The sequence below is a fragment of the Candidatus Terasakiella magnetica genome (assembly GCF_900093605.1).
GTDB lineage: Bacteria > Pseudomonadota > Alphaproteobacteria > Rhodospirillales > Terasakiellaceae > Terasakiella > Terasakiella magnetica.
The window spans coordinates 15,320-39,467 of record NZ_FLYE01000001.1; the positions used below are offsets into that span (position 1 = coordinate 15,320).

Here is a 24,148-nt window from a genome sequence, read left to right on the forward strand (position 1 = left end):
TGGCCTAACCATTACCCCCGTTGCTGGTGACGGTTCTGACCTGACGCTGACAGTGAAGGTGATTGCCTATGAAGGCGAAGTCCCGACGGGGCCGAGCTATACGACGGTCTATGAAGAAAACTTCGATGTGGACCCGAATTATACGCCCCTTATCTCAGATAATGTCGCGGGCCAAGCCTCTGTCGGCTGGGAAGCAACTGGTGGTGAAACAGGGGGGTATTACAAGGCAACGACCTTTGATGCCTCTGGTGACTGGACATCAGTTGGCCAAAGCCCGACATTTGAAAAAATAACGGTTGATCAAGACTTTAGCGTTGAGTTTGATTTCAACCTTATGGATACGACCCAAGGGAATTATCCCGGTATCTATTTCTATGATTCAGATAATGTCGAGATTTCAGCCCAAAATGCTTTGCTTAACAGTACGGGCTCCTTTTTCCTCAGCAGTTGGCATTCCTCAACACAGGTAGATCAATTCCGCCTGACAGAAGGTGATTGGGGTAATCCCTATATCACAGGTCAGCAACATAGCGTTGGTGTGTGGTTTAATGTCAAACTGGTCTATGATGCTGCCAATGACAAGATGGATTTGATTGTTAAAAATCCTGATGGGTCTACCTTCCATGAGAAGGTCGATGCGGATTTCTTGCCCTCTAGTGGCTTTAATCAGATTTTCATCGGGGAGCTAGAAACAGGTTCTACCAAATACGGCACCACAAAAACCGAGATCGGTATTGATAATATCAAGGTTGCCCTTAAGGATGCACCTGCGGTTTATACAGATACGGCTGAAATAACGGATACCATCGACGTCACCACCATTGTTGCGCCTATTGCAGCGGATGATACGACGACCTATGGGACGACGGGGCTAGGGCTGACCACATCCGGTGCTATAGAAGTTGAAACATTCCTAATTGATGGGGAACGCTATCTAGCCTATGCCCAGCATCATGATAATTCCACTTATAATCAGAACTCAGATATTTTTAAGTGGGATGGCTCTAAATATGTGTTGCATCAGGAAATTGCTACAAATGGTGCGGGTGCTTGGCATCATTTCACCATGGCTGGCGAAACCTATCTAGCTGTTGCAAACCATTATAATGGATCTTCCTACAATATAAATTCTCAAGTTTATAAGTGGGATGGCACAGAGTTTGTTCTTCAACAAGATATCCCAACCAATGGTGCATATGATTGGGAAAGTTATGAAATTGATGGCGTAACTTATTTAGCTGTTGCCAATTACAGCAATGGATCAAGTGAAAGTATTAATTCCAAGATTTATAAATGGGATGGAACTGAATTTGTTGAGGAACAGTCCTTTCCAACAATTGGCGTATATGATCTTGAATATTTTGAAATTGGTAGCGATAAGTTTCTTGCATACAGCAACACTTGGAACGGTTCGACAGGTGCGCTTAACTCACAGGTTATGAAGTGGGATGGGACGGAGTTTGTTAACTTCCAATCTATTGCGACAAATGCGGGTATTGAGTGGGAAGCCTTTGAAATTGATGGGACGTCTTATCTTGCCATTGCCAACCAGTCGAGCAGTTCGGTTGTTTATGAATGGGACGGAACAGAGTTTGTTCAAACACAAGCGATTACAACAGACCAAGCCCGCGGGGCCCATGCCTTTGAAGCCAATGGCGAACATTATCTAATTTTTGCTGAACATCATGATGGGGATTATAATGTTTCCACCCAAATTCATAAGTGGGATGGTACGCAATTCCAAGTGTTCCAATCGGTTGATACCGTTGGTGTTTTTCGTTGGATCAGCTATGAACAGGGTGGGGAGACATATCTCGCTTCTGCAACTTATTTCAACGGATCAACGCGTCATAATCTTTCTGAAATTTTACGTTTTGATGCGGATGCCAACCAGTTCGTTACGGCAACCGAGATCACTTTCTCCACCATCACAAATGAAGACACAGCCCTCATCTTAAGTGAAGCCGACCTGCTGGCAAATGATGTGGACCCGGATGGTGATGAGATGGGCATCACGGCGGTGGGTACAGCGGCAAATGGTACGGTGGTGTTAAATGAAGATAACACCATCACCTACACACCGGATGCGGATTATCATGGTGAAGACAGCTTTACTTACACTGTGACCGACACCAGCGGGGCCAGCCATGTGGCGAGCGTTTCTGTCTATGTGGATCCTGTGAATGATGCACCTGTTGTGACCTCTAACCAGCCAAGTTATAGCGTTGCAGAAGATGGGACGGTTTCTGGTACGATTGCGGCCACGGATGTAGAAAATGATGCGCTGGTTTATAAGCTTGATAGTGATGCAACGAACGGGTCGATTGCCTTTGATGAACAGACACTGACATGGACCTATACGCCAGACGCCAATTATCATGGCACAGACAGCTTTGTCATTGGTGTGGATGATGGAAATGGGGGGTATACGACCAAGGAAATCTCATTAAATATCACCCCCGTTAATGATGCGCCTATAGTTCATGATGATGGGAAAATATATGGTGAAACAACACTTAGCCTTGCGACGAAGGGTGGACATGCTGTTGAAGGGTTTGTGATTGGTGGTGAAAATTATTTAGCCATCGCCAATCACTTTGATGGCTCTACCTATAATCTCAATTCACAAATTTATAAATGGGATGGCTCAAAATACGTTCATGCGCAGGATATTGCGACGAATGGTGCCGCAAATATGGATAGTATGACCATTGATGGTGAAAGCTATTTGGTCGTCAGTAATTTCTTTAATAACTCAAGTTTTGTAAATACAGCCAAGGTCTATAAATGGGATGGGGACGCGTTCGTTCTCAACCAAACAATTCCGGCCAATGGGGCGCATGGTAGTGAAAGCCTTGTGATTGATGGTGAGCATTATTTACTCGTTGCCAATTACTTTAATAATGTGACGAAATACACGCCTTCTGTGCTTTATAAATGGGATGGGACCGAATTTGTCTCACACCAAAGCATTCCAACTATTGGGGCTGTGGATTGGGAAAGCTTTGATATTGCGGGTGAGACATATATTGTCGTTGCCAATAATAATGATCATCCAAATTATAATCTAAATTCAAGCATTTATAAGTGGAACGGCACTCAGTTTATTGAAACGCAATCTATTGCCACAAACGGGGTACAGGATTGGGAAAGTTTCGAAATTGATGGGACGCAGTATCTTGCTGCGGCCAATTATTATAACGGCTCTTCTTACAGTATTGATTCTCATATTTATAAATGGGATGGCACTGAGTTTATCCTCGCGCAATCCATTCCAACCGATGGCGCAACCTCATGGAACAGCTTTAAGATCAACGGTGAAGACTATCTTGCCGTTTCTAACAGTTATGATGGTGATCGTGAGACGAGTTCTTACGTTTATAAATGGGATGGCACTGAGTTTGTTGAGTTTCAGGAACTCAATCCCATTGGGCCATTTGATTGGGAAACTGTTGTCCTTCATGGGGATACTTATCTTGTTTCAGGCTCTTTCACAGATGGGGCAAGCCATACACTTACAAGTAATTTCTATCGTTTTGATGAAGCCACCAATCAGTTTGTAAATGGCACTGAAGTAAGCTTTTCAAACTCAACAGAAGAAGACAGCTTCTTTGTTTTAACCGAGGCTGAACTGTTGGATAATGACAGTGATGTTGATGGGGATACGCTGTCAATTAGCGCTGTTGGTACGCCTGAGCATGGTAGCGTTGTGCTTAATGGCGATGGCACACTAAGCTATACACCGGATGAGAATTATTTTGGTGTAGATCGCTTTACCTATACGGTGATTGATGGCAATGGGGAGACATCCGTCGGCACAGTCTGGTTAGATGTAGACCCGGTCAATGATGCGCCTGTTTCTGTTGTTACAAGCTCATTAAATGATGGTATTAGCCTTAGCGATGGGCTGATCAACCATTATCAGTTTGAACAAGACGTGATCAATGCTGTGGGGGCTGATGGCACAGTTGGGCATGGTGATCTGTCATATGCAGACGGCCTCTTTGGGGATGCACTTCGCATTGAAAATACACCTGCGGGTGATGCTTATAACCGCGATGAATATGTCGAACTCCCCCGCGTAAGCCTGACGGACTTTACTGTCTCACAATGGGTGAAGTTTGAATCCTCTATGGTTGACCCAAACCATCACGGCGCGTTTTACGGTGTGGGGCCGGCAAACTCGTCATGGTTTGTTCTTGCGGTTACAAATGAGGGCGATGTTACGGCAAGAGTTGGCACCGCAACGGATAATCTTATCTCGACTTCAGCCAATATTAAGGACCAGCAATGGCATAATATTACGGCGACTAACAAGAATGACGAGCTGAGTTTTTACCTTGATGGTCAGCTTATTGATACGCTGAGCCTGACAAGCAGTTTTGCACCAAACAATGCTGAGCAGTTTATTGGCTTACATGAATGGAACGACGGCGCGCTTGGCTCTTCACGTATCACAGCTGAGATTGATGAATTCCGCCTCTATGACCGGGCTTTAACGGATGCTGAGATCAATGTTCTCTCTTTGCCGAGTGAGAAATTTATTGCCCATGAGATTGTTGAAGATACCTCAATTACCGTAGATATTTTGGGCAATTCATTTGATATTGAAGGCGATGAACTTAGCGTTAGCCATATTGAAGGCCAAGCCATTGAGGTCGGGGAAAGCGTACAGGTAACGGGTGGTTCTGTTTTATTAAATGCAGATGGCACCATTACCTTTACCCCATCCGCACACTACAATGGTTCCAGCAGTATTGAATATACCGTTAGTGATGGTAACGATACAGACACAGGCACTTTGGCCTTAACGGTTAAGGCGGTTAATGATGCGCCGATTGTGCTGAATGGGGTTGATCTGACGCAGTCAGGTGTTTATGCAAGTTCTGATCCTATTGATCTCGCATCGAAATCATTCAGTTTTTCTTTCTGGTTAAACCCACAGGCCGATGCGGCGGGAACAATCGTTTTCGGTATGGGACCTGCGAGCAATAACCAGATGCTGCATGTTGGTTATCGCGATGATGGTCGCGGGATTTTCTTTGATTTCCTCAATAATACGCTGGATGCGAATGTTACGCTTGATAATGATCAGTGGGTTCATATTAGCGGTACTTACGATGCCTCGACAAATGAACGCATTTTGTTCCTTGATGGCACGCAAGTGGCTCAGGGTATAGCATCAGAGGATTATTTGGGGGCTGGTGACTTCTATATCGGGCAACACCCGACAGGTGACAGTGCACCGGGTTACATTTCGGACTTGCGCATCTATGAAGGCGCAATTGAAGCAGCAGATGTCACAGCGGTCATGGAAGGTGGTTCATCTTCTACAGGAACCCTCCTTGCCCATTGGCCTATGGATGAAGGCTCTGGCAATACATTAAGCGATGTTGCAAGTGGTAATGATGCAACGATCACAGGCGCCCCGGAATGGGTGGCTGGGCCTGTTCAAACACTGACAACAGATCATCAACAAGGTGATGTGACGGTGAGTGATGTGGATATCACCACAAAATCGTTGAGCTTTGATGGCAATGATTATGTGGTCACTTCTGTGACTGAGCAGGTGAGTGATGCCTTTACGTTTGATCTCCATATCACCACGGCAGTTGCTGCGGACGGCACCTATAAGCCGATTATCGCGAAATCCGGTACGAATAATGCGAATGCAGAATTTGATTTACAGATTCAAACAAATGGTAACCTGAACCTCTTAATGGGTAACGGCAGCACTTATGGGATGAACCTCAATGGTGGGGTTTTGGCTGATAATACGGATTATCATATCGTTGTTACCTTTGATGGGACAACGGGGGCTATGTATCTAAACGGCTCTCAAGTTGATACAGCAACCTTTAGCGGGACACCCGCTGCAACGGCTAACCCCTTACAAATTGGTCATTATTACAATGGCTCAACCCAGTATTTCAAAGGCGACGTTTCTGATGTGCGGGTGTGGGATCATGTAATTGAACCTTCAGAGTTTGGCCAAGCCATCACGGGGGCTGAAACCGGCTTGCTAACCTATTTGCCACTGGATAATGCGGGTACAGGTACAACAAAAGACCTCGTAACTACAAACAGTGATGCAACATTGGGGAGCGCTGCAATTGGCGATGGGGCTGAACCGACGCTTAAAACCGTTGTGAAATCTGGTGCCTTTGATGCGCCGTATGGCACGGCTGATGCTGAAATTGTTACGCAGGCCGATGGTACTTACGGTATCTTCTGGACGGAAGGTTCTGGTGCTGCGCGCAATATCTATGGTCAGCTTTTTGATGCGGATGGGGCAAAAGTTGGTGATAAATTCCAGATAAGCCCGCAAACAGGGCGCGCCAATGCGGTTGAGGCCAGTGTCGGTTGGGCAACAGCCACACCGGATGGCGGCTATATGGTCGGCTGGGTGAGTGATAACACAGCTGGCAATTGGGATGTGCAGTCACGTAAAATTACACTGAGTAATGAGGCACCTGTTCTGGGTGATGTTATTGAAGTTACAGACCCGACAGATTCGAACCATCCAGAATACGCTAGTCATTCCCAGCTCACTCCCTCCATTGTCAGCCTTGGTGATGTGAATGGAGATCAGGTGAATGATTATGCCTATGTTTGGAACTCCAATCACGAAAGTGCAAACCCGCAAGGCTATGCAAAAGTCATAAGTGAAGACGGCAGTGTTGTTACAGATACCTTTAAAGTTGCCTCAGGTTCAAATGCCTATCCGTCTTCCACGTTGGCTTTGGGCGACGGGACTTTCACCATCACGTATGAAACCTTAATTGGTGGTGCGCGTTGGGAAAGTTATTACAGCCGTTTTGATCATGATGGTACACAGTTGAGTGGGCCAAGCCTGTTTGCGTCAAACCGGACCTATTCCCAATATTATTCAACCATGACTCAGCTTTCTGGCGGTGAAGTTGTAATCGCCTGGCAGGATGATCAGTGGGATGGCAATGGCTATGGCGTTTACTTTACAATTGTGAACGTAGATGGCACAGGGGCTATCGCTCAGGATGATTTACATACAACACTGGCAGGAAATCAGGAATGGGTTGAAATATCGGCTTTAGATGATGGTGGTTTTGTAGGAGTTTGGAAGCATGGTTCTGACATCCGCGGGCAACGTTTTGATGCAAATGGGAATGATGTTGGAAACGAATTTATTGTCAATGCCGAGACAGCAAACACAGAAAATTATCCTGCTGTTGAAACATTAGAGAATGGCGACTTTATCGTCACATGGCGCGATATTTCTGGTGCTGTTGAAACTATTGAAAGCCGCACCTTCTCCGTTGAAAATACAGACACTCCATTGCCTATTACAACACCGATCACAGGGCAGATTAATGCCATTGACCCTGAAGGTGACAGTCTGAGCTTTGCGCTACAAACGGGTGGGGAGCCTGTACATGGGAGTGTTCAGGTTAATGCTGATGGTTCTTATGTGTATGTTCAAGACCAGGGCTTCTTGGGCCGTGACAGCTTCACCGTTGAGGTCTCAGATGGTAGCTTGAGCAGTTCACAGGCCGTTACTGTTCTTATCGGTGTACCGGGTCAAGATTATCATCTCGCGCTGGACCCAACGGGCACAACGATCTTTAGTGATACATCAGCTGAAGGCGTTGATGTTCTTGATCTCACAGGCTTTGCAAATTCAGCAGACGAGTTGACCTTTAACTGGTCTGGTGATGGTGGCACGACCCAATATATTTATAATGATCAGGGCGGGGCAGTTCATATCTCAAGCCAGTATCAAACGGGCATTCCCTTTAGTATGGATGGTCTGTCTTCATCCATGTCAGGCAACTGGGCCAAGGGGATTGAGCGCATCGTTATTGGGGATAAGACCTATGATGTCTCAAAAGCTGATACCACGACCGAGTTTGAAGGCATTTTGCGCGGGGCAACCAATGGCGATGACGTACTCACCATCGATGGTGGGTGGATGTCCGGTGGTCATGGTGATGATACGATCACAGGCGGTACGGGTGACGATATTATTGCTGGTAACGAAGGTAATAACGTCCTTTCCGGTGGTACAGGCGGTAATGATATCCTTATGGGCCAAGCCGCAAGCGATGAAGTGATCGGCGGCAATGATACCTTTGTGGTGGAGAACCAGACGGGCACGACAGACATTCAAGGCGAGATGGATTATGGCACGGGCCAAATCGATACTTTGGACCTGACAGGCTTTGCCACTAATATTACGGACCTGAGCTTTAGTGAATTTACCCATCAGATGTTTAATGCATCGGGTGTGCGTGCGCTTAGCATCACCAATGATGTAACAGGCGGTGTTATCCGCATTCATAGCCAGTTCTACGCTGAAGGTTATGGTGTTGAACGTGTGGTCTTTGGCGCAAATACCTATGACGTGGCAAGCGCAACAACTGCTGTGCAGTGGAATGATATCCTCACCAACAACCCACCTGTGGCAGTTGATGATGCAAGCACGATTGATGAAGATGATTTCATCAAGATTGACCTGTTGGCAAATGACACAGACACAGATGGCGATACACTTTCTATCACCCATCTGATGGGCCAAGCCGTGAGCGCTGGTGATAAAGTCACCGTTACGGGTGGCGAAGTCCGTCTAAATGCTGATGGCACAGTAACCTTCCTGCCAACGCCTGAATTTAGCGGTGTTTCCAATATCACATACAGCATTTCAGATGGTCGTGGTGGTCTGGATAGCGGGACGTACGCACTGACGGTTAATGCGGTGAATGATCAGCCGATTGCGATTAATGATGGGTTGGTTGAGGGGGCAGTACCGGTCAGTTTTGATACTGTTGGTGCCTATGATTGGGAAAAATTCGAAATAAACGGTGAGGTATATCTAGCTGTTGCTAATATTTATAATAATTCCTCATATGATAATGATTCGAAGATTTATAAGTGGGACGGTCAAAAGTTTAATGAGGTCCAATCCATTGCAACACATGGTGCTGCAGAATGGAAAAGTATTGAAATTGGTGGGGAAACCTACCTGACTGTTGCGAATTATTACAACACAGCCTTATCGTCATTCAATATTGATTCCATCGTTTATAAATGGAATGGCACTCAGTTTGTAGAACATCAGGCTCTCGCAACCCATGGCGCTTATGGCGTTGATTATTTCGAGATTTCTGGTGAAACATATATGTCCATTGGCAATATAAACAATGGCTCAAACACAAATATTGATTCATTTATATATAAATGGGATGGCACTAATTTCGTTTATTCTCAAAGTATTGCGACCCAAAGTGGGCATGACTTTGAGAGCTTCACCATTCAGGGTGAGCAGTATTTAGCTGTTGCAAATTATCATAGTGGATCAAGCTATAGTGCAAATTCGAAGATTTATAAGTGGAATGGCACAACTTTCAGCGAAACCCAATCTATAGAAACAACAGGGGCAACAGACTGGGAAAGCTTTGAAATTGATGGTGTCACTTATCTTGCTGTCGCCAATTCCTATAGTGGCTCAACGCATAATACGAATTCAAAAATCTTCATGTGGAATGGTACTGAGTTTGTTCAACATCAAACGATTGCTACATCAGGTATTCTTGAATGGACAAGCTTTGAGATTGCTGGTGAACAGTATTTAGCGGCGGCAAACTCATATAATGGCTCGAGCCATAATATTAATTCTGCAATTTATAAGTGGAATGGTACTCAATTTGTTGAATTCCAAACCATTGGTACAAGTGGTGCCTTTGGTTGGGAAACACTTCTTTTAAATGGCGAGACGTATCTGGTTGTTGCGGAAAAATACAATAATTCAACACATGTAACATCATCAGACATGTATCGCTTTGACGTCGATACAAATCAGTTCGTTATCGCCAAGGAAATGGTGGTTAACAAGACCCTGACGGAAGACAGTGCGCTGACTATTTCAGCAACTGAACTCCTTGCCAATGACAGCGACCCTGAAGGTGTTCTCGATATTACCGCAGTGGGGCAAGGGGCTCACGGCAGCGTTGTGCTTAATGGCGATGGGTCTGTGACCTATACACCAAATGAGAATTACTTCGGTGAAGACAGCTTTACCTATACGGTGACAGATACAGATGGGGCGACAGCGACAGCACGTGTTTATGTCAATGTTAATGGCGTGAATGATACGCCTGTTTGGACCTCAACAACAACCGTCTCAATGGCTGAAGATGGCGCAACTCTTAACGGCACGGTGATAGTAAGTGATGCTGAAGATGATAATATTAGTTTCTTGCTTCATACAGATGCGTCAAATGGCACTGTAACGGTCGGCCTTACTGGAGATTGGACCTACACTCCTCATGCCAATTTCCATGGAAATGATAGTTTCTTAGTGACCGCTGATGACGGTAATGGTGGGGTAACGACACAAGAAATCACGGTGAATGTCAGTGCCGTTAATGATGCACCTGTTTATGTGAATAATGCATTTGCTGTGCCCGTTGCCGATTTCGATGGCACAAGTGATTATATTAATGCTGGGCGCGGAACAGCTAGTAATCTGGCGGTTACAGGTGATGTCACCATAGAAATGTGGGTAAACCCTGATGCGATTGGGACTTCATCTACTTTGCTTGAATTTAATGCAGCAGGGCAGACAGAAAATACCAATATGCTTTATGCTGTGCGTCTTGACAGTACAGGACAAGTGCGTGTTGTACATGAAGCCGGTGCTGGTGGTGATAATACGACACATACACAACCTGCCTTGACGAATGGGCAATGGCAACATGTGGCAGTGGTGCGTGATGATACGACTCATACATGGGAAATCTATGTTGATGGCGTGCTTGCCGGTGGTCCTTATGATTATGTGACCAATGCGGCAGGAAGCGCGACAGGCGGCGAGACATCGTCGCTTTATATCGGTGCAAACTATCTGGGTGAGGACCGTTATGACGGCCAGATGGCCGATGTGCGTATCTGGAATACAGTGCGCAGCGAGGCGGATATTCAGGCCAATATGGATCATTATATTGATCCAAACACGAGCGGCCTTGTGTCCAACTGGAAACTGGATGGTATTGAAAATGGCTATGTGGCTGATAGCACTGAAAATGCACACGGGCAGGTGAACGGCACGCTTACTGTAACCAATACAGGGCCGGACGCACTGCGCACGATGCTTGACCTTTCAGATACGGCTGTATCGCAAAGCGTGATGAGTACGCAAGAACACACCAATGTGGTCATGCAGGAAGATGGTTCTTATGCTGTTTTCTGGTCAGCTCGACTCAGCGGGAATACAAAAACCGATATGTTTGGGCGTTTGTATGATGCTCACGGCAATCCAACAAGTGCAGAATTCCTCGTTAATGAAAATGATAGTGATCTGGCTAATCAGTCTGCGCGCTCAGGCGAGCCATATGCGGTCGCGACTGATGATGGCGGGTATCTGGTCAGCTGGAAAGGCGATAATGCCGGACAGTATGACATCTACACCCGTAAAATCGGTGTTTCAAACGGTCAGCCGGATCTATCAAACCCTGAAGTCAAAACCATTGATAACGCATCAGCTACACATCATCCGCAGTTGTTGAATTTGGGCGATGGCACATATCTACAAATCTCACATGAAGATTCAGGTGTTGCCCGTGCGCGCTTGATTAATGAGGATGGCACAGCCCTGAGCTCAGCTGATTTAACGCTCAATTCGGCAGTGATTGCTCATAGTGCCGTGGCGATTGGTGAGGGAAAATTTGCCTATATCCATGCCTATGATGCGGGCGGCAATGGTATTGAAACAGCAGTCACGGTTAAGCATTATGATGACGTGAACAATGTCTGGGTGGAAGATGTCACACCTGTCACCATTGGCGGATCAGGGCTGATTGATCAAGAGATTAAATCGGCTGACTTAATGTTAAATGGCAACCTCGCCATTGTTTATACGGAAACACCAAATGGCGGCGCCACGGATACCCGTGTGATCATCAGTGAGACCACAACGGGAAATAACGTTTATTCATCTGTCAGTGTCACAACTGATCCTGTGAGCTTCCAAACCGTGACCAGCCTGCCCGATGGCGGCTTTATTGTCATGTATCAGACAGCCGACAACCAAGGTGACCTGTTTGCAAAACGATATAGCGAAGCAGGGGCGCAACTGGGCCAAGAATTCCTCGTTAATGACGAGACAGGTGGTGTTCAAACCCAGCCGTTTGTTACAGCTCACCCAGATGGTCGAATTGTCTTTGTCTGGGAGGATCAAGCATCACATGAGGTTGTACAGCGCACCTTTATAACAGGCGATAACGATACACCTGTGGCGCTGGGGAGCTCATCGTTTGCAGGTGATGAGGTCATTGCAGCACCGAGCGCGATTGGTATGCATCATCAGGAAATTGTCACGCAACCGGATGGGTCTTATGCGATCTTTTGGATGCAGCAAGCCAGTTCCACAAACTGGGGTATTTACGGGCAGCTTTATGATGCCAGTGGCAATGAAATTGGTGTGAGCTTCCAAGTGGAGAATGATCCAACCCATTCTACAAATGAAGCCATCCACTGGGCACCATTTGCAACGATCACCTCAGATGGTGGTTATATGGTGGCTTGGTACGGTAATGAGTCAGGTGCCTATGACCCTTATATGCAGAAAGTCGGTGTCACACCAACTGGTGCTGACCTAAGCGCACCTGTTGTTCATTTTGAGGTTGCTGGAACAGAGGCACATTACACGGCATTGACGCATCTTTCTGATGATAAGTTTATCCTTGCCTGGTCTGATGTCACATCAACAGGTGTACAATGGATGCAAGTGGTGAACGAAGCTGGTGCAATGCTTGGCTCACCTGTCTCAGTTCCAAGTGGGGATACACAGAACCTGCCCGGTGATGTGTTAGTCCTTTCTGGTGGGCGCATTGCTTATACATTTACAGAAAATAATCAGGCCGATAACTATGTCGCGATTTATAGTTATAACCTGACAGACAACACATGGACGCAGGAACTCGCAACAACGCCAATAACGAATAGCGAAACAGCCCCACAAGATCGCCCGGATATGGTGGAGCTGTCTGATGGTAACCTTGCTTTTGTTTGGCGTGATACGGGGGCTAGTGATGGCTCTGCAGATGCGATCTTTGGTTCTATTATGGACCCGGCAGATGGCAGTTTTGTTAAAACACAGTTCCAGATTAATACCTCTTGGTCTGGTGATCAGTTCTCACCTGAAGTGACAGCTTTGGCTGATGGCGGTTTTGTTGTTGTTTGGACTGATGCCAATCTCGCGAACATCCATGCCCAGCGCTTTGATGGCGCTGGTGTGATGATTGGGGATGAGTTTATCGTCAATTCTGGGCTCACAGGTAATCAGACCTATCCGCAAGTCGAAAGCTTTACTGATGGTCGTGTCCTGTTCTCTTGGGCAGATGATGATGGCGGATACCATGTTGAAACCCGCTGGTTCATGACAGATGGCGTGGAAACGCCTGTGCCATTGCTGCAACTGGCAGCGCTGGAAGATAAAAAACTCACCTTGAACGAGGCCGACATTCTGGCAATGGTTCAGGATGTAGATGGGGATACGCTTTCTGTTTCTTCTATCGCTGTGAAAAGCGGGAGTGTTGTTGATAACACAGATGGCAGCTGGACCTTCACACCAGCCACAGATGAAAGCGGCCATGTGTTGATGAATGTGGTTGTTAGTGATGGCACGGTTTCTATGAACATGGCGATCATGCTGGATGTTCAAGCCGTTAATGACGCGCCAACCTTTACCACAGCGCAGACCAGCTTTACCATGGATGAAGACGGCGCAACCCTTAATGGGGCGGTGACAGCAAGCGATATTGAAGGTGACGGTTTCAACTTCGCCCTTGATAGGGACGGGGTTAACGGTACAGCCACTGTGGATGGGGCTGGTAACTGGACCTATACGCCCAATAAAGATTACTTCGGCACAGATAATTTCTTTGTCAAAGCCATTGATGCGAATGGTGCTATTTCAACTCAAGAAATCACCGTGACGGTGAATTCTGTCCCTGACGGGGTGGATGCCCATGTGGATGGTATCTCTCATAATACAACTGCGATTAATTTTGCGACCATTGGTGCCCATGATATTGAAACATTTGAAGTTGATGGGCATAAGTTCCTCGCTGTTGCTAACTATTATACAAATTCAAGTTACACGAACCAATCTGTGATCTACCGCTGGGATGGAACAACGTATGTTGAACATCAACAGGTCACAACCTATGGGGCATCGGCATGGAAAAGCTACAGCATAGGTTCAGATAGCTATCTTGCGATTGCGAATGCAGCACAGGATGGATCATATAATATTAATTCAGTGATCTACAAATGGGATGGTTCTCAGTTTGTGGAAGAGCAGTTGGTAGCGACAAGTGGGGCACGTGAGTTTGAGCAATTCGAAATCGCTGGTGAAACCTATTTGGTCGTCGCAAATTACCATGATGGTTCAACACATAACCTGAATTCTGTTGTTTATAAATGGAATGGTACAAGCTTTGTTCAGGAGCAAAACCTAGCAACGAGTGGTGCCTATGATATTAAGGCTTTTGAGATTGACGGGACGCAGTATTTGGCCTTTGCAAGCCAATATAACGACTCGTCATACAATACGACTTCTCCAATCTTTAAATGGGATGGAACGGAGTTCGTAAGCCATCAAGCAATTCCGACCAAAGGCGCCATGGGTATGGAATACTTCGAAATTGATGGCAATTCGTACCTTGCAGTTGCTAATAATGAAGACGGTAATAGCTACAATGTTGATTCCAAAATCTATCAGTGGAACGGGTCAACATTCATTGATTTCCAAACGATTGCTACAAGTGGTGGTCGGGATTGGACATATTTCGAAATTAACGGTGAAAGCTATCTCGCGATTGCCAGCATGTATGATGGCTCAACATATGGCGTAGACTCAGAAATTTATAAATGGAACGGAAGCAGCTTCTCTGAATTTCAGACAATTGCGACATTGGGTAATGTAGATTGGGACTATGAGGTCATCAATGGTGAAACATATCTAATCGCAGCTGAATACCACAATGATTCAACACGTCATATCACTTCAGACATGTATCGCTTTGATGAAACAACAGACCAATTCGTCATCGCAACCGAAGTCATTTATACAAACTCAACCCAAGAAGACACGGCCATTACCTTTACCGCAGCTGAGCTATTTGCCAATGATGAGAATGTGGATAATGCGACCCTGACATTGACGGGCGTGGGCAATGCAGAACATGGCAGCGTTGTGCTCAATGGCGATCAGAGCGTGACCTTCACACCGGATGCGGATTATTCTGGTCCGGCAAGCTTTACCTATACGGTATCTGACAGCAATGGCGGCAGCGATACCTCAACCGTGGCGCTGGAAGTTGATGCGGTAGCTGATGGGGCGATCATTACCGCAGATATGGTTGAAAGCGGTGGGGATGCTTCTAATATCTTCTTTGATCTGAACATGGATATCAGCCTCACTGATAGCTCAGAAACTATTACAGCGGTGAGCGTGGGCAGCCTGCCTGCAGGGGCGAGCTTTAATTATGGTTCAGCAGGCGAGGGTAACTGGACATTTAGTCAAAGTGACCTTGAGGCCATTAAGGCAAACGATGACCTGCGCATGACGGTTGCCAACACGGTTGGTGATTTCACGGTCAGCCTGAATGTCACAACAGCTGAAGCCAATGGGGATGAGAAAACCAATTCCATCAACCTTAACCCCAACATCAGTCCGCACGCGGTGGATGATGCGACCAGCTTTGGGACGACGCAGCATAGTGTTGGGGAGCATAAGGCTTCATCTACCGATACTTTTGTTATTAATGGCGAAACCTATATGGCGGTCACTCGCTATGCAGACGGTTCAAACTACACAACAGGTTCCAGCATTTATAAATGGAACGGCAGTACGTTTGATTGGGTTCAGGATATTACGACACAAGCAGGGTTTGATGTCGTTGGCTTTGAAATTTCTGGTGAAAACTATCTAGCAGTAGCAAATTACTATAACGGCACTACATTAGATATTAATTCGAAAGTTTATAAGTGGAATACGCTCGACGGGCAATTCGATGAGTATCAGTCTATCGCGACTTCTGGGGCGCAGGATTGGGAACATTTTGAAATAAATGGGGAAACCTATTTAGTCGTGGCTAACCATGTAAACAACAGCATTGGTTATAATCTTAATTCGAAAGTTTATAAATGGGATGCAGACCAATCCACTTTCGTTGAATTTCAAAGTATTGCGACAAATGGCGCTAGTGATTGGGAAAGTTTTGAGGTCGGCGGTGTTCAGTATCTAGCCGTAGCAAATTATAATAATGATTCAACTCATAATCTGAATTCTAAAATTTACCAGTGGAATGGTACTCAGTTTGTCGAATATCAATCCTTCGCGACTTCTGGGGCAACTGATTTAGAATCCTTTGAAATTAATGGCGAACAATATCTTGCAGTTGCTAACCATTATAATGGTTCATCTTATGACATCCCTTCACATATTTACAAGTGGGATGGGACAGAGTTTGTACAACATCAAAGTTTAACAAATACAGGGACATATACTTGGCATAGTTTCCAAGTTGCAGGGGATAGTTATCTTGTAGAAGCCAACGGTAATGGTAGAGACAACAGGTTATATAAATGGGACGGGGCGCAATTTGTTTTATCTCAAACACTTTCGAGCAATGATATTTACAATTGGGTGAATTATGAAATTGATGGTGTGTATTACTTGGCATCATCTACTCATAACCTGACAAGTTCTGAAATCTTCCGCTTTGATGCAGGCGCAGGCCAATTCGTTACAGCAACCGATGTTCAAGATATCGTTAATACGGCCGAAGACACCCCGCTGACTTTCACCACAGCAGACCTGACAGGTAATGATACTGACCCTGATGGCGATAGCTTGTCGATCTATAAGGTGGGTGAGGCTTCTCATGGGACAGTTGTGCTCAATGGGGATGGCACGGTGACTTATACGCCTGAGGCCGATTATGTCGGTTCTGACAGCTTTACCTATTCCATCACCGACAGCAATGGCGGCACCGACACGGGCACGGTGACGGTTTCAGTCACAGGCACCAACGATGCACCTGAGGCTGTTGGTGTGTCACGCACCGTGAATACGGCCACCTTTGACGGGGTGGATGATGTTGTTTCCATTGATACAAATACGGCTTTTGACAGTGCCAACGGGACTTGGGAATTATGGTTTAAAACAGGCTCAACATCTGCCGCAGGGCAATCTCTTATAAGCCGTGGAGATAGTAATTTATCCCTAAATGGCTTGAACGTCTTTTTCCTAGATACTGGTGTCGTTTCCCTTCAAGCAAAAGGGGCTGCTTCTGAGGCTACTTCTGATGGCACCATGACGCCTTATAACGTTGTGGATAGTGAGTGGCACCATATTGCAGTTACTTATGAGCAACATGCAGGTGGTGTGATTAATGTCTATATGGATGGGCAGCTTTATAATAGTTATGACGTGACAGTCGATTGGGCCTTTGCAGACCAAAATATAACACTTGGGCAAAGCGCTGATGCGTTTTGGAATGAGTTTGACGGCGATATGGCGGATGTTCGTATCTGGGATGACGTACGCTCAGCTTGGGAAATCCAACAAAATTATCAATCTGCATTAAGCGACCCAAGTGCAGAAGAAAATCTGGTGGCGAACTGGCAGTTTAGTGACAGCACAGGCACAGGCCGTATTGATGATCTCTCAGCCAATCAGCTCCATATCGAGGCTCAAACCAACTCCCCGATATTGGGCGGGGATATGATCTATGACGTGGTGGAAGATTTCGCCATTGAGGTTGTGGAAGGCACGGCCTTTAGTTCTGCTATTGTCGGCAAGGATTTAGAAGGCGAAGAAGTCACCTTCGCGCTGGATACCCAAGCCACCAACGGCACGGTTGTTCTTTCGGGCAATGGGGCCTTCACCTATACGGCCAATAACGGTTATGCGGGTGCAGATAGCTTCATCGTGGAACTACGCGATAATAATGGTGGGGTGACAACACAAACCGTTACGGTGAACGTGGCAGCGGCAAATTACGTGCCGATTGCAGCTGAAGATGAGACGGTACTCAGCGCAAGTGTGCTGGGTTTTGATACATCATATGCGATGGATTTTGAAAAATTTGAGATCAATGGTGAAACCTATTTGGCTGTTGCTAAATTCTCTGATGCGACTGATATATGGAATGGTGATGCAATTAGTTCATATATCTATAAATGGAACGGCACTAAGTTCGTTAAAATTCAGGATATTGGAACTCATGGGGCCTATGATTTTGAAGCACGTGAAATTAACGGAGAAATGTATCTGGCCGTTGCCAACTTCCAAAATGGAACTGCATTTAATCAAAATTCAGAATTCTTGAAATGGAATGATACGTTAAATCAATTCGAGCAAGTTCAGCTTCTACCTTTGCATGGTGCAAATAGTTGGACCAGCTTTGAAGTAGATAATGAAACCTATTTTGTAGCCGCAAATTATTATAATGATGCGGGTACGCCAGGTTTGGAATATGACGTTAATGCAAGGGTTTATCAGTTTAATGGCACAGGCCTTACAGAAATTGAAACTCTGTCTATGCCGGGGCAACGAGATGCTGAAACATTCCAGATAAACGGCAAAACATACCTTGCCTTGGCGAGCTTCTTTAGCAATACCAGCTATTCTAGTGTGTCCAAAATCTATGAATGGAATGGCAGTGGGTTTAGTGAAATACAATCAATCAATACAGAAGGCGCGATTGATTGGGAAGCCTTTGAAATTGATGGTACGCACTACCTTGCTCTTGCTAATCATCGCAAAGATGGTAGTGGCGGTGGAACGACCAACTCGTTTATTTACAAGTGGGATGGTACTGAATTTGTTGTGGATCAAACGATTCAAACCACCAGTATTCGTGACTGGCATTCGTTTGAGTACAATGATGAACGCTATCTGGTTGAAGGCAATGATGGTACGAGCGCACGTCTCTTTAAATGGGATGGTGATGGTTTCGTTGAATATCAGACCTTAAGTGTTGATCACGCATATAATTGGGAAAGTTTTGAAATTGGTGGTGTGTTCTATTTGGCGACCACTGAATACCTGCAATCGACGAGCAGTGTATTCATGCTTGATCCCGATACTGGCCAATTTGTTCAGGCGTATGAACCAACCCATACGGTCTCAACTGATGAAGACACGCCAATCACCTTTAGCGTTGCTGACCTTGTTGGTAACGACAGTGATGTAGATGGCGATACGCTGACCATCACGGCGGTTGATAATGCGACCAATGGCACTGTCGTGCTTAATGGCGATGGTACGGTGACTTTCACGCCTGCTGAGGATTACTTTGGTGAAGGCACCTTTGACTATACGGTATCGGACGGCAATGGTGGTACCTCAACAGCGACGGTCTTTGTGGATGTGGCCTCAAGCCCAGAAACCACCCATGGTGTTTATGGAACAGACGTGGGCCAACGCCTTGAAGGCAAGGCAACCAATGATGAGATTTGGGGCCTTGGTGGCACGGATACCTTAATCGGTAAAGCGGGCGATGATGTGCTTTATGGCGGGGACGGTACGGATATTGCCGGATACGCAGGTAATATGGCGGATTATACGATCTTCACCGATAATGACGGCTATGTGCATGTGAAAGACATGAATACGGCCGATGGGGATGAAGGCGAAGATAAGCTCAAAGATATTGAGATGATCTCCTTTGCTGATGGTAATATCACCTATAAGGATAGTCTGGGGGAAGAGCGAGTTAATCAGACGACAATTCATCAACAGTCGAGTTCTCAAGTCATTAGTCTGGAAGATGGAAGCTATGTAGCTGTATGGAATGACCAATATCAGGATGGTAACCAGACAGGTGTATATGCACGTCATTTTGACGGTAATGGGAAAGCCCTTACGGACGAGTTCTTGGTGAATACAGATGTCACAGGCTATCAGGGTGTTTGGGATGCAGCGAAGCTAATAGATGGTGGTTTTGTTATCGTTTATAGGTCTGGGGCTGACGGTAATGATATCTATGCACAACGTTTTGATTCTTCAGCTAATCCGGTTGGAACTGAAACTGTTGTCAATACAACAATAGCAGGCAATCAGAGCCTTGCATCAGTCATCGGATTGGAAGATGGTGGCTTTGTTGTATCTTGGAGTGATACGCAAGAGAGCAGTACGACGAATATTATAGCGCAGCGTTTTGATGTAAATGGCGACAAGGTTAATGGTGAGTTCCAAGTAAATCCTGTATCCGCAGTAAACCACAATGATGCATCATCTACTGTTTTGAATAATGGGAACTATGTGCTCACATGGACAACAGATGATTCTTCATATGATGTAATGGGGCAAATTCTTGATGTGAATGGCGTTGCTGTAGGCGATGAATTTACAGTCAACCAATCTTCAGCATTAGTGCAACAAACATCTGACACTGTTGGCCTTGCAAATGGTGGTTTCGTCGTAACGTGGTATGGGTATAACGCTTCAAGCGGTGGCTATAATGTTATGGGCCGGGTGTTTGATAATAGCGCGACGGCGATTAGCGGGGATATTGTTTTCCCAAGTACTGAGGCCGCAAATGATTTCGCCCAATATAAACCGTCAATTGCTGCGTTTGATTGGGGTGGTTTTGTTGCTGTTTGGTATTCTAATGGACAGGACGGAAGTTCCCATGGGGTCTATGGTCAACGTTTTGATGAGCAAGGCAACAAGATTGGTGATGAGTTCCTTGTTAATACGACCACACATGGGGACCAATCATATCCGTCTGTCGCTGTAATTGAAGATGGTAAGTATATTGTCACTTGGACCGATTACAGTGGAACGGATGGTTCAGGCGGTGGCATCTACAGCCAAATCTATAACTCAGACGGCACACGTTACGAACAAGTCTGGATCAATGGTTCCGCAGCCGCCGACACTCTCGTCTTTGATGATGGCGAACAGCGTATCAATGGCGGGGATGGTGATGATACGATCTCTGGCGGGGCAGGCGATGATATGTTTGCCCACAGCACTGGTAACGACACGCTGGATGGTGGCGATGGCTTTGATGGTGTGTCTTATGAGAGTGCCACAGGTGCGGTTGATGTCAACTTTGCTACAGGCCTTGCCAGCGATGGAGATGGCGCGACGGATAGCCTTTCCAACATCGAAGGGGTGAGAGGCTCTGATAACGCCGATAATTTCACAGGCTCAAGCGCTAATGAAATTTTCGTTGGCCTTGGTGGTAATGACGTCATTGATGGTGGCGCGGGCATGGATACGGCTGAGTTCACGGGATATCAGTCTGATTACACCATTTCCTATAATGCAGGCACGTACACAGTTACCGATAATGACGCCAGCGATGGCGATGATGGTACAGATACGCTGACAAATATCGAAATTCTCGAATTCGCTGATGGTAGTCAATACTCAGCAGTGGCCTATAGCTTCAATGGAAGTTCTGCTTCTGAAAACCTCGGCGGTGGCGTGTTGAATGACACCATTGATGGGCGCGGGGGTGATGACACCATCTGGGGTGAGGCTGGCGATGATGTGCTTAAAGGCTACACAGGCACTGATTTAATTTATGGTGGGGCGGGTGATGATACGATCACGGGGCACTATCATGATGATATTTTGTTTGGCGGTGATGGCAATGATGACATCAATGGGGAAAATGAAACCGATACCCTTATTGGTGGGGCGGGCGATGATCTCTTAACGGGTGGGGTAACAGACCGTTACCTGGATGTGGCACTCTATAACGGTCAATCTACGGATTACACAATCGTTAAAAATGCTGATGCGACTTATACGGTCACAGACACCAACTGGGACGATGGCAATGAAGGGGTTGATACGCTTAGCAGCATTGAAATCCTGCGCTTTGCCGATAAAGATGTGCACCTTGATATGACGCTAAAAGGCTCAACGGGTGTTGATACCATGAGCGGGTCAGTAGGGGCGGATAACCTCAATGGCTATTCTGGGGCAGATACGGTCTTTGGCGGGGCTGGTGATGATATCATCACAGGTCATTATTACGATGACATTCTTTATGGTGGTGATGGTAATGATGACATTGATGGCGGTACTGAAGCCGATACGCTAATCGGCGGGGCCGGTGACGATAGCCTTTCTGGCGGCGCTATTGAAAGATATCTTGATGTGGCTGTTTATGACGGTGTCTCAACTGATTATACCATCACCAAAAATGGCGATGGCAGCTACACGGTTATAGACTTAAATGCGGCTGATGGAGATGAAGGCACAGACAGTTTAACGGACGTTGAAATCCTGCGTTTCCATGATGGTGATTATCATCTGGATCGTACCTTGAAAGGTAGCACGGGCGTTGACACACTTCATGGCAGTGATGGAACGGATAACCTGAATGGTTATAGCGGTGCCGATACGGTCTTTGGTGGCGCGGGTGATGATGTGATCACAGGGCATTACTATGATGATGTTTTACATGGTGGCGCTGGCAATGATGATATTGATGGCGGTACTGAAGCCGATACGCTAATCGGTGGGGCCGGTGATGACATCTTATCTGGTGGCTCTATTGAGAGATACATTGATGTCGCGGTCTATGAGGGGCTTCAAACCGATTATTCCATCGTGAAGAATAGCGATGCGACCTATACAATCACCGACCTTCATGTGGAAGATGGCGATGAGGGAACCGATACCTTAATAGATATTGAAACTCTGCGCTTCCTGGATGGCGATTATAATCTGGAATGGACGTTGAAAGGCTCCACTGGCGCGGATGTGATTAGCGGCACTGACGGTAATGATGATCTAAATGGCTATAGCGGTGCCGATACCGTCTTTGGCGGGGCAGGCGCTGACCTTCTAAGCGGGCATTATCATGATGATATTTTAAATGGCGGTGATGGTAATGATACGCTTGATGGCGGAAGTGAAACTGACACGCTGATCGGTGGCGCTGGTGATGATCATATCAGTGGTGGGGGGGTGGAACGCTTCCTTGATGTATCGGTCTATAATGGTAATTCTGCTGATTATTCAGTCACTAAAAATGCTGATGCGACTTATACGATCACGGATAATAATCTTGATGATGGGGATGAGGGAACCGATAGCCTCACGGATATTGAAATCCTGCGTTTTGGTGATGGTGATGTCAATCTGGACTGGACGCTGAAAGGCTCCACTGGTGATGATATTATGAGTGGTACAGACGGTAATGATAACCTGAATGGATATTCTGGTGTTGATACAGTCTCTGGCGGGGCTGGTGATGATGTACTGAGTGGACATTATCACGATGACACTCTAGATGGTGGCCTTGGTAGTGATACCTTAGATGGCGGCAGCGATAATGATACGCTGATCTATAATGGTGATGGCTCAGATAGCTATGATGGGGGGGCGGATCAGGATACGTTGAAGTTCCATACAGGCGGGACGTTCGATACCACCGATACAGAGTTTGCTCATATTATCAGTAATATTGAAGTGCTCGATTTCAAAGATGGCGACTGGGATATCCACCTAAGCGGTGAGACGGTTGGTTATATGTCAGATGGCGTGCAGGATTTCGTCATTGTGGGGGACGCCAATGATACCCTTTCAAGTGGGGAGACATGGGCTGATAGTGGCACAGACCAGACGCTAAATGTGGATGGGGCAGGCGACAAGACGTATTCTCGCTATGACAGCGGCAGTTATTCTATCTTTGTGGATGATGATATCGATATCACCAACTTGATTGATTAGAAGGATTCTTATTTACTTTACCTATAGGTCACTTTGATCTATTATAGGTAATAAGTGATATAGGAGGCTTCAAAATGTCCATTGAACAAGTTGAAGAACGTATGTCTGAAATGCTCGATGATTTAGAGAGCTTGAATGCGACGGTGAAATTCGTCTGCAAGAATGACGGGGTGATTTTTCTGGATGCTACAGAAACACCTGCCGTGCTCAGTCATGAAGATGATATGGCTGATTGTACCATTAAGATCACAACACAAAACCTTGAAAAACTGCTGGCTGGCAAGCTGGACCCCATGTTGGCCTACACCATGGGCAAATTAAAAGTGAAAGGTTCCATGGGGATTGCCATGAAGCTGACAGGCCTGTTGCATTAACCAGCACAGGGTAAGGAGGAGGCAAGCT

Annotated in this window: 2 protein-coding genes (1 of these 2 only partly in view); both read left to right on the forward strand. The window is 46.1% G+C overall.

What is annotated here, in order from left to right:
- Nucleotides 1–23,746, forward strand: partial view of a tandem-95 repeat protein gene (locus tag MTBPR1_RS17910; RefSeq protein ID WP_069185507.1) — the 3' portion only. It extends 14,534 nt beyond the left edge of the window; the window shows 23,746 of its 38,280 coding nt (coding positions 14,535–38,280); its start codon lies off the left edge, out of view; its stop codon occupies nt 23,744–23,746.
- 74 nt (nt 23,747–23,820) lie between these two features.
- Complete coding sequence (locus tag MTBPR1_RS00010) at nt 23,821–24,120, forward strand: SCP2 sterol-binding domain-containing protein (protein ID WP_069185508.1); 300 nt, start codon at nt 23,821–23,823, stop codon at nt 24,118–24,120.
- Nucleotides 24,121–24,148: the final 28 nt, after the last annotated feature.